General features: G+C 44.1%; 2 protein-coding genes. One reads left to right on the top strand and one right to left on the bottom strand.

The window, feature by feature from the left end:
* Window positions 1-22: 22 nt before the first annotated feature.
* Window positions 23-853, bottom strand: a complete 831-nt coding sequence (locus tag ACYVRH_RS13130; RefSeq protein WP_461257345.1) for a hypothetical protein — start codon at window positions 851-853, stop codon at window positions 23-25.
* Between the two features lie 52 nt (window positions 854-905).
* Between ACYVRH_RS13130 and ACYVRH_RS13125 the strand changes: the two genes are divergently transcribed.
* Window positions 906-1,094: hypothetical protein (locus tag ACYVRH_RS13125; protein ID WP_461257344.1), on the top strand; the 189-nt coding region annotated here is incomplete at its 3' end.

The raw sequence follows: 1,094 nt of genomic DNA, 5'->3' as shown, positions 1-1,094 counted from the left end.
TATAAACACACTTATAAAAACGTTACTTTTTCTTTTTACCGGTTTTCGCTTTTGTCTTTGGCTTAGTTTTCTTAGCAGCAGTAGCAGGCTTCGCTTTCACTTTTGGCTCAGTCTTCTTTACAACAGTCTTCGCTTTTACCTTAGGTTCGGTCTTCTTCACAGCAGACTTAGCTTTCGTTTTAGGTTCAGCCTTCTTCGTAGCAGTCTTAGCCTTAACCTCAGTTTTCTTCGCGGTAGTTTTCGCTTTTGGCTCTGTCTTCTTCGGCTCAGTCTTCTTCGCCTCAGTCCTCGCTTCTGTCTTAACCTCAGTTTTCTTCGTGTCAGTCTTCGCTTCCACTTTCGTCTTTGGCTCGATTTTCTTCGCAACAGCCTCCACCTTCGCTTCCGTCTTTGGCTCAGTTTTCTTCGCAACAATCTCCACCTTCGCTTCAATCTTTGGTTCAGTTTTCTTTGCTTCAGTCTTCACCTTCGCCTCAGTCTTCTTCGAGGCAGTTGTCGCTTTTCCGGCGATTATTTTGGCTTTTGAGAGCTTTGACGTTAAAATTTCGATGAGGTTATCAAAACGATATTCCGCTTTTTCTTCGGCTTTGATAAGAACTTCGTAGATTTTGGCAATGCGGTCGATTCTATCATCAATCGGGATTTTCACTATGCTGTCACTTTCTACCATGAAAAATACTGACGAGTAGAATAACGCGTCTTCAAATCCCTCTTTGTTAAACCATGCGACATCGTTAAAAATATTGATTCCCAAAATGCGCCTGAAATCTTCACTTTGGTAATTTTCTTGAATAACCAGAGCGGCAAAATCGGCGGTTGGCAAATTAAATTCGCCGCTCTTTACGCGCATCACTGAATGTAATACAAAAGGGCAGCGTCTTTATTCTGTCGCTCTCAGCTACGGATTGCTTTCGTTACTGCGCTTGATAATCGGCAAAGAAGCGGACGGAACTCACGCGGCGAGCCTAGCTTTTGATCACTGGGACTTAGGCAGAAAGATGAGGGAAATTTACCGCAGATTTGGCGCTACCGAGGCGGAGGCATGGCGCATAACGGACATTGCGAGAACTGTATTAAACCGCACAGGCCTTAAC

The sequence above is a fragment of the Treponema sp. R80B11-R83G3 genome (genome assembly GCF_054786115.1).
This window is presented reverse-complemented; position numbering and strand designations above follow the sequence as displayed.